The 9,411-nt window shown below is 47.8% G+C and carries 9 protein-coding genes; 5 read left to right on the top strand and 4 right to left on the bottom strand.

Going from position 1 to position 9,411, the window contains the following annotated elements:
• Positions 1 to 180: hypothetical protein (locus AC1DUA_RS10835; protein ID WP_477499752.1), on the bottom strand; the 180-nt coding region annotated here is incomplete at its 3' end.
• A 139-nt stretch (positions 181 to 319) separates the two neighbouring features.
• Positions 320 to 937 (bottom strand): nitroreductase family protein, encoded by a 618-nt coding sequence (locus tag AC1DUA_RS10830; RefSeq protein WP_477499751.1) that lies wholly within the window; start codon positions 935 to 937, stop codon positions 320 to 322.
• Positions 938 to 1,170: 233 nt separating this feature from the next.
• Here AC1DUA_RS10830 and ligD point away from each other — a divergent pair, with 233 nt between their 5' ends.
• Positions 1,171 to 2,055, top strand: a complete 885-nt coding sequence (gene ligD, locus AC1DUA_RS10825; RefSeq protein WP_477499750.1) for a non-homologous end-joining DNA ligase — start codon at positions 1,171 to 1,173, stop codon at positions 2,053 to 2,055.
• A 21-nt stretch (positions 2,056 to 2,076) separates the two neighbouring features.
• Here ligD and cls read toward each other — a convergent pair whose 3' ends face one another.
• Positions 2,077 to 3,507, bottom strand: a complete 1,431-nt coding sequence (gene cls / locus AC1DUA_RS10820; protein WP_477499749.1) for a cardiolipin synthase — start codon at positions 3,505 to 3,507, stop codon at positions 2,077 to 2,079.
• 204 nt (positions 3,508 to 3,711) lie between these two features.
• Between cls and AC1DUA_RS10815 the strand changes: the two genes are divergently transcribed.
• The 4 genes from AC1DUA_RS10815 to AC1DUA_RS10800 are packed head-to-tail and all read left to right on the top strand — an operon-like array spanning position 3,712 to position 8,197.
• The gene (locus AC1DUA_RS10815) at positions 3,712 to 5,391 is read left to right on the top strand and encodes a spore germination protein (RefSeq protein ID WP_477499748.1); all 1,680 of its coding nucleotides are present in this window, start codon (positions 3,712 to 3,714) and stop codon (positions 5,389 to 5,391) included.
• Complete coding sequence (locus AC1DUA_RS10810) at positions 5,378 to 6,547, top strand: Ger(x)C family spore germination protein (RefSeq protein WP_477499747.1); 1,170 nt, start codon at positions 5,378 to 5,380, stop codon at positions 6,545 to 6,547. The genes AC1DUA_RS10815 and AC1DUA_RS10810 overlap by 14 nt, the downstream gene beginning before the upstream one ends.
• Before the next feature lie 3 nt (positions 6,548 to 6,550).
• Positions 6,551 to 6,781 carry a hypothetical protein gene (locus tag AC1DUA_RS10805; RefSeq protein ID WP_477499746.1) on the top strand — a complete coding sequence of 77 codons (231 nt, stop codon included), beginning with the start codon at positions 6,551 to 6,553 and terminating at the stop codon, positions 6,779 to 6,781.
• Between the two features lie 36 nt (positions 6,782 to 6,817).
• On the top strand, positions 6,818 to 8,197 hold the full coding sequence (locus tag AC1DUA_RS10800; protein WP_477499745.1) for a GerAB/ArcD/ProY family transporter: 1,380 nt from the start codon (positions 6,818 to 6,820) through the stop codon (positions 8,195 to 8,197).
• A gap of 49 nt (positions 8,198 to 8,246) precedes the next feature.
• Here the strand turns inward: AC1DUA_RS10800 and AC1DUA_RS10795 are convergent, their stop codons facing one another.
• Positions 8,247 to 9,338: a ParM/StbA family protein gene (locus tag AC1DUA_RS10795; protein WP_477499744.1), complete on the bottom strand. Its 1,092-nt coding sequence runs from the start codon at positions 9,336 to 9,338 to the stop codon at positions 8,247 to 8,249.
• Positions 9,339 to 9,411: the final 73 nt, after the last annotated feature.

The raw sequence follows: 9,411 nt of genomic DNA, 5'->3' as shown, positions 1-9,411 counted from the left end.
ATTCAAATATTCCGCGGTCAAGCCGCTGCCGTCTCCTTGCAGAATGCCCAAATCTCCGGCAATATCCGTTTCGGATTTCACGTTCAGTGGTTCCGCYGCCGCGGCCGATAAAGCCGTAACGCCTGCTGCTAAGCCCAATAATACGAGGGATGATACGATTACTTTTTTCACATTAACCATGCGCGATGACTCCTCCTTATTTTTGCTACTTAAGGTAACGAAGCGTAAACAAGGGCGGTTTGCTATTTTCGAAAAAAAATTAAAAAACCCCTTCACTGTCCTCTGACAATGAAAGGGGCTATCTAGCAATGATGAGCGATTAGATGAATTTCACACGATCTTCAAGGGGTTGAAACTCTTTGTCACCAGGAACAAAGGTTGGTTTACCGAATGGCATTTGTGCAATCAGCTTCCACTCGCTTGGAAGATTCCAAGTTTGAGCAACTTCATCGTTAATCAGCGGGTTGTAATGCTGCAAGGATGCTCCAAGACCTTCTTGCTCAAGCGCCGTCCAGATGACGAGCTGCAGCATGCCTGAAGATTGGTTGGACCAAATCGGGAAGTTGTCTGCATATGCAGCGAACTGAGCTTGAAGACCTTCCACAACGGATTGATCTTCGAAGAAAAGAACAGTGCCGGAACCATTGCTGAAACCGTTAATTCTTTCTTCCGTTGGCGCGAAGCTGCCGGCAGGTACGATTTTTCTCAATGTTTCTTTGGTAATGCTCCATAATTTATCGGATTGATCACCGAACAAGACAACAACTCTAGCACTTTGTGAGTTAAAAGCGGAAGGTGTATGTTTCACAGCCTCGTTCACGATCTCTTGGATGTGCTCATTAGTAATAACTGTACCTTTGCTTAGTCCATAGTACGTACGTCTTTCTTTAATAGCCTTCAGGAAAGTATTGCTTTTTTCTACCGCATTGTTACTCATATAAAATCTCCTCCATACATTGTCATTTATTTTAATATATAAAAACAATTTAATAACAAAATAACATCTTCTTTTACTTCATATGTTACTTACTATTTGTTACTTACTTTTATTATTATGATTTATTCATCGGATTTTGTCAACCACTTTGGGCAATTAATCGCCGTAAAAGTTTGAGAACTCGTCCTAGAGGGAATAATCAGAACTATATAATGTGCAGGAGGGATATTCCCATGGCGGTCACAACCAAAGGGACACTGCTCGTGGAAGGTCATGAGCTGACAATCACCAATCCTAATAAGCTTCTATGGCCCGAAGCAGGCATAACCAAAGGAGATTATCTCTCCAAACTATCCGAGCTGTCTCCTTATCTGCTGCGTTACTGTCGCAATCGGCATTTAACGACCATCCGTTTCCCTAACGGGTATGATCAAAAATCCTTTTACCAAAAAAACGCCCCCGATCCAGTGCCTAGCTTCGTGAAGCTGGCTCCGCTCGATGGCATTCAGTACGTCAATTTGGACTCTCTATCTACGCTCCTCTGGCTGGGGAATCTGGCTTGCCTGGAGTTTCATCCTTCTTTTCACCATATTGGGGATACGCTACCGGCAGAATGGTTGATTGACATCGACCCCACTCTGGAGGAAGAGCCGCGCATTATGGAAGCCGCGCATATCATCGGCGAAGTACTGGACTCCCTCCATATTCAGTCCATTGCCAAAACCTCCGGTGCCACAGGTGTTCAAATTTATATTCCAATCCAACATGGCTACACGTTCGAGCAGCTGCGGAAAATCGGTTATTTTATCGCTTCGTACGTCGTCAAGATTTACCCGAATCTATTCACCATCGAACGCTTCAAGAAAAACCGCGGGGATAAAATTTATATCGACTACCTTCAGCATTGGTACGGGAAAACACTATCGGCTCCTTATACGCCACGCGCCAAAAAAGACGCATCCGTCTCCACCCCCCTGTTATGGAAAGAGGTCGAACTGCGTCCTAGCCCTCGTGAATTCAATTTACATACGGTCCTCGACCGGTTAAGGAAGTATGGCGACTTGATTGAAGGGGTTCCCCTCCAAAATCTAGACGCAATTCTAGCCCGACTCAGTTAGTAGCCCTTCATAGGGCTACCTTCAAAATAATGGAGACAACAGTCGGGCAATCACTTCCTTGCCCTTCTCCAGACGCGATCTTTGCTGAAATTCGGATAATTTCAGTTCGTCGCTTTCTTTTAAATCCATCCAAAAGTCTGCTTCCAGACGATCAATCACGTCCTTGTTAAACATGACGGCATTCAATTCAAAATTGCTGAAAAAGCTGCGCATATCCACATTGGCGGTTCCTACTGTAGCCATCATATGATCGATGATCATGACCTTGGCATGCATGAATCCCTTGCGATAGAGGTAGAACTGAACACCTGCCTGCATAAGCTCCAGCAAGTAAGAGCGGGAAGCATACTGAACGATGCGGGAATCTGCTTTGTAAGGAAGAATGATGCGGACATCCACACCGCTTAGCACGGCCGTTTTGAGTGCCATCGTGATGCTCGCATCCGGAATAAAGTACGGTGTCGTCATATACACCCGCTTCTTGGCCGCTACAATCCCCGCAAAAAACATCTCCTGGATCGAATCCCAGTAAGCATCCGGGCCGCTTGAAATCACCTGAACCAAAGATGTCTTCGATTCATGATGTTCTGGAAACAGCGAATTATCAGCCAATCTCTCCCCGCTTACGAACAGCCAATCGGTCATGAAAGTCGTTTGCAAATAATACACCGAGTCGCCATGCAACATAAGATGCGTATCCCGCCAGAAGCCAAGCTTGGGGTCACCACCTAGATATTCATCCCCAATGTTAATGCCTCCTACAAACCCGACCCGTCCATCGATGACGATGATTTTACGGTGATTGCGATAATTCATTCGTTTATCAAAAAACGCAATCAGTGGTCTCAGAAAGGGATAAATCTCAATCCCCGCCTGTTTAAATCTATTTATGTAGGCTGTGGAAAGCGAATAGGAGCCGATTCCGTCATAGATGACTCGGACCTTCACCCCCTGCATGGCTTTGCGAATGAGCGCTTCTTGAAATCGAATGCCTGCTTCATCATGTCGAATCGTATAAAATTCAAAATGAATGTGCTTCTCGGCCTTCTCGATTGCTTTCAGCATCGCCTCATAGGTGACATCCGCATTTGTCAGCACTTCCACCCGATTGTTCGACAAAATGGCCGAGCCCGGAATGTTGTGAAGCAAACCGCACAATCGTGAGTCTTCGAAGAGTTCATAGTGGGGCTCCTCTACTCTCTCCTTATTATGGCTTCCCATGCCCATCCATTGGTGTCTGGTTTCAGAACTTCTACGACGCCCTTTGCGTCGCACCGTTTTGCGCTGGGTATATTCCTTCGCTAAGAAATAGTACATGATGAAGCCGATGATTGGAAATATAAATAAAACGACCAGCCAAGCCACCGTCTTGGCTGGTCGTTTGTACTCACCGATCAATATGGTAGCTGTCTGAAAAATGAAAAGAAGCAGTACACAAACAACCCAAACCATGAGCTTCCTCCCCTCTTTCCAATACGAAAAACTGCCTTCCATTTCCTTGTCACGTTAGCTTTTGCCAAGGACTTCCGCTCTATACTGATTTGCCTTCTAGTCATGTACACAATAAAATTTTCCAACTTTCGTAATAAAATCCTCCATTTCGCAGAGAATAATAAACGCATTCCTATGATCATTCTGGCAGGAGGTGCCGTTCACATGGTCAAAACATCCAATCCTTTGATGAAAAGCATCCTGCGCAAGCGCCCATCGAACAAGCAGGAAGATTCCAGTGACGAGCAAAAAGGACTAGATGATTCGCTGGACTATCAATTCATCGAAGAGTTGAAGCAAACACCGCTCTCTCTGCTACTGGATGATAATCACGCCTTCATCAAAGCCATTTTCCAGGACTGCTCCGATGTCGTCGTTCGCCAATTCGCAATTGAGCCGAACATTCCCGCATTACTGTTATTCGTCGACGGGCTCACGAACACCCAACTGCTGAATGACACGATGAAATCGTTGATGCTGATTGGCGGCGGTGAAACGTCCATCGAACGCATCGCAGACGTCATTCTTCCCGTCTCCCAAACACAGATCTCGGATAATTACGGAGACCTGCTCGTTTCCGTGCTGGGCGGGGATGCCGCCCTGCTCGTCGAAGGAAACGCCAAGGCCATCCTGCTCGGCATCCGCGGAACAGAAAAGCGCTCCGTCGCAGAACCGGAGACGGAGACCGTCGTGCGCGGACCGAAGGAGGGGTTCGTGGAGAGCATTCGCACGAACACCTCGATGATCCGCCGCAAGCTGAAGACGCCCAGACTGAAGATGAAGTCCATGTCCGTCGGCAAAGAGAGCAACACCAATCTCGTCATCTGTTACATGGATGACTTGGCGATGCCCTCCCTTGTCGAGGAGGTTGTCAAGCGGCTTGAGCTCATCAAGATCGATGCCATTCTGGAGTCCGGCATGATTGAAGAGCTAATCCAAGACAATGCGTACTCCCCTTTTCCGCAGATGCAGTATACGGAGCGGCCTGACGTTGTAGCCGGAGCATTGCTGCAGGGGCGGGTGACCATCCTCACGGACGGCACGCCGTTTGCGCTCATCGTTCCTTTTGTTTTCATCCAAACGATGCAAACGGCTGAGGATTACTATGAGCGGTTCCAAATCGGCTCTCTCCTAAGGATGCTTCGGTACGTTTTCGTTTTCTTATCGCTGACAACGCCCGCTTTGTACGTCGCGATAACGACGTTCCATCAAGAACTACTACCAACAACATTAATGCTAAGCGTTGCTGCATCCAGAGAAGCCATTCCCTTTCCCGCTGCTGTTGAGGCTTTCATCATGGAGATAACGTTCGAGGCGCTGCGTGAAGCCGGCATCCGGTTACCCAAAGCAGTGGGCTCTGCGGTTTCTATCTTAGGGGCGCTAGTCGTCGGACAGGCAGCCGTGCAAGCAGGGATCGTTTCTGCGCCAATGGTTATCGTTGTATCCATTACGGGGATTGCTTCCTTCACAATCCCACGTTTCAACGGTGCCATCGCCATTCGCATGCTGCGTTTCCCGATCCTTCTGGCGGGAGCGCTGTTCGGCTTCTATGGCATCTTCTTCTCGCTCATGATTCTAATTGGACATATGGCGAATTTACGCTCCTTTGGCGTGCCCTACTTATCACCAATTGGACCTTTATCCTCCGGCGATATCAAAGACGTATTCGTTCGTGCCCCTTGGTGGCAGATGGAGAAACGGCCGGAGTTCCTGCCTGTTCAAGATGCGCAGCGCATGGACGACAAGCTCAGCCAACAGATCAAGCAGGACGGAGGCCTAGACGGAAGCTCTATCCAGCATAAGCATCACTCCAGTGAGGAGGGCAATCAGAATGGTTCATCCTAGACGGCTATGCCAACTCTTACCGCTCCCCCTCATTCTTGTCTGCCTGACAGGCTGCTGGGATCGAACTGAAACCAACGATATCGCGTTTGTTCTAACCTCCTCTATCGATCTGGAGGATGACGGCAAATTTCGTGTTTCCTATATGCTGCCCCTCCCCGGTTCCATGGGCGGAGCAAGCGGCGGAGGCGGAGGCACCGCCGGCGGCAAGAGCTATTACATCGACTCGGATGTCGGGACGACAATGCGCGAAGCGACCAGTCGGCTGCAGATGCGCATGTCCCGCCGCTTGTTTCTCTCCCATCGGAGGACCATCGTTATTGGGGAGAAGCTGGCTAAGAACGGTATTGGCGTGATCTTCGATACAGTCCCCCGCTCACCAGAGAGCCGGATGACGTCCTTCCTGGTCATAACCAAAGGCAAAGGCTATGACCTACTGAACACAGAGCCGAGATTCGAACGGTTCCCAGCTGAAGTCATTCGGGAGCTGTCGAAGTCTCGGCAGTCCTTAGCTACCTCCACCAAGGATATAGGCATAACTTTAAGCTTCAATAGTGATCCGATCCTGACTTATTTGGAACCCAAAGAATCGCAAGGTTCCAAGGAACCTTCCCATGAAATCCAAATGATCGGATACGGACAGTTTAAAGGTGACCGCCTCATTGGCATCTATAAGAATCACGAGGCAGAAGGACTCATGTGGCTCAGGAATCAAGTCAAAGAACATATGATTACCTTCCCAACAGAGGGAGGCAATGAAATTTCCATTTCTGTGACGAAAGGGCAAACACAAATCAGACCACAGCTTCAAGATGACAAGGTCATCTTCGACGTCCTCGTCGATGCAAGCGGCTCGGTTCGAGAGGATCTATCCATGCTAGATCTGGACAAAGCCGCGGTGATGCGGAAGGTTGAAAAGAAGTTGGCGGAGCAAATTAACAAATCCATCCAAGCGGCGATTAAGCAAATGCAAAAAGAAGGAACGGACTCTGCACAACTTGGATTGATCGTTTGGCGAAGCCAACCGAATGAATGGAACAAGCGCATTGAAGCGAAATGGGAGGCTTACTTCAAGAAAGCTGAATTCCGTATTCATGTCAGTGCCTCTATTCAAGAAACTGGCTTGATCAACAAAAATGTTATCAACGAGGGGTTGTAACGTATGAACAGCATATTCACGTTATGTTTTCTGGTTACAATGGCAGGTTCGCTGCTCATCGATCGCAGGATGCTGAGGCAAGAGAAAGGCTCGATCAAGATCACCTATGGGTTCTTCACTTTTCTAACCTTAGGTCTCTTCTTCAGCAAATACTTGCATTGGAAAATCCCCATGCCTTCGCGTTTCTTTATTCATACAGTTTCCCCTTGGTTTGAACGACTGCTGGGTATCTAAGGACTAAGGATTATAGGGAAAAGGGCGGAATTCACCATGGATAGAAAACAAGTGATCAATCAGCGGCAGCTCTCCTGGTTGGCTTCTTCTGTCATCACAAGCGGAGGGATTCTCACCTTGCAGAATGTGCTGATACGCGTCTCGCAGATGGATGCTTGGTACAGTTATTTGCCATCTGTTTTCTATGTTTTTGGGGTGGCTAGCTTTTTTGGCTACATCACAAAACATTATCCGCAAAAGAATATTTTCGAGATTGCACAGGAAGTGCTGGGCCGGTTTGGCGGTACCGTCATTAATCTGATTATGCTGTTTCATTTCTGGCAAATTGTGATGCGCGATATCTCGTCCGTCTCAAGGTTTAGTACAACGCTCTTGCTGCACAATACACCACTTGAAATATTAACTTTGCTGCCTTGCCTACTGCTGATTTATTTTGGCAAAAGCAGCGTCGAGGTCATCGCCCGGGTGAATGATTTATTCTACCCGCTCTTTGTCATTACAGTGCTGAGCATGCCGCTCTTGCTGTCTAATGAGTTTTATTTCCGGCTTGTTACACCCGCAATGACGATGCCCCTGGATCGTGTCGCTGCAAGCTCTTTACTCACAATCGGCAGTGCAGGAGACATCTTCATTCTCGGCGCCTTTCTTCATATGATGAACAACCCCAATCAAGTCAGGTCTTCCATCCGGCATGGATCACTGCTCGGCATTTTCCTGCTCACGATGGCGATTTTCTTAATTTTGGTCGTTCTTGGACCCAAGRTGCCGGGGAATTTCTTGTATCCCGTGTACAATTTGGTCCAAACGATTCATGTCACTGACTTTCTCGATCGTGTTGATCTCATCATCTTGATGATCTGGTATCCCACAGTTGCTTGTAAAATGATTGCGATCTATATGGCGCTTCTTCTAGGTATCTCCGCCATCCTGGATAAGCGCAACTACCCAACGATTAACAAGCCGGTCGCACTGTTCATGGTGATGACAACGCTGTTGTCATTCAAAAGTACAACGGATCTATTAACATTCTCTAACTATAGCGCACCAGTTTTCGCTCTTGCCTACCAGCCTCTGGTGATGGCCATTCTCCTGTTAGCCGTCGCTCGGAAGAAACGCAAGCAAGGTAATCCAACCGTCGCGACAGATAATTCGCTTGATGAGCAGTCTTCCGGGGTGAAGGCGTCACAGAAGATTGGAAAGCTCAGCCAGCGACTATCGTACAAACACTGGCTTTGGGGAGGCAATGCGTTAATCCTCCTTGCGACCCTTTGCTTGATTGTAGGACTAATGTTCAGTAAATACCATTCGAGTATAGGGACCGTCTGCGCCATCATTTTCGCCATCTGCATGCTGTTAACCTCACTCACGACTTATATGGAGGTGAGCCAACTGAAACAATTGGAAGCCGGCAAATAATAAAATTGGGCATAAAAAAAAGCACCCGATTCACAGGTGCTTGCTCGATTTAGACAGGAACTGCCTGGTTTAACCGACTTTTGGCCACCTTCAGGTAGCCGTACATATTGAGAAATTCGCTTTCATTCGCGAAACGTAATTTCAGTGAACCTGCCGCCTCTTGTATGTAGGGTCTTAGGGCAGAAGCGCCGCCTCCAATGACATAAAAGCATTGGATATCAGGATATTTACGCCAGCGTTTCTTGATCATTTCGATCATACGCAGAGCTGCGCGCCGGAAGTGCTGATCGACGATCGGCCGGATGTCAACTTGACCTTCGCCAAGTAACTGGATCGTGAAATCCCGTTGCTTGATACGCTGCACGAGCTTGGCACGGCTTGGAAACACATAGCTATAAGCATCTTCCACATCGCGAATGACCGCATCAAGATACGTAGCAATGCCAATTTGCTCGCCATGGCTGAAATGATTGTCAATCGCCATCCGTTTTATTACAGGGAAATCAGTCGTCAGTGCGCCAATTTCACAAACGCCGATACAACCGTTGTAAATTTCTTCGTCCTTCACCTGCAAGCTATCGTGGGTGGCCAAATGGAAGATAGCCGCAGCGCCCTCAATCGAAATAGCGACCTTGCGAATGGATACTTTGATTTTGCGGTTATGAAATTGTGGCGTGGACAGAAACGTCACTTCATGATCGCCAAGCAATCTTTGTTCGAACTGTTGATTGTACTTCGCGAATGAGCGAACGGGCAATCCCGTTCCCAGCGTATACTCAACTTCATCCACGGAGCCGTAACCGCTGTTGAAGGCTTGAGTGGCAAGACCTTGATAGGCCAGCGCTGTAAGCGCGACAATGAGGGATTGATCCGAAACGGCTTTATTATCGGTRTCCTCAAGCTCCAGGTTGTCTTCGTGCTCCAGCGCAAGCTGACCGACGAAGTAACGCTGATTTCTTTGGGAAAGAGAGGGACTGTAAATCATGACATCGAGCGCTTTCCAAGGGGAATCCTCTTCCTGTAAAATATGCCTTTCGTAACCCGGCGCAATGATGTTCGGGATGACCAAAGGTTCCTTGGAACCATCGAGAACCAACTTAATGCTGTCGTTACCAATATCAATACCTGCAAGCTTAATCATGCGTGCCTCCACTCCAAATCTGCTGTCTAACCTGTAATTGTTAAGAACATTCGATTATATCCGACACTATTCC

The organism is Paenibacillus sp. 01T422 (assembly GCF_056398785.1).
The sequence above is the reverse complement of the archived record's forward strand: the minus strand, read 5'-3'. Positions and strand labels throughout refer to the sequence as shown.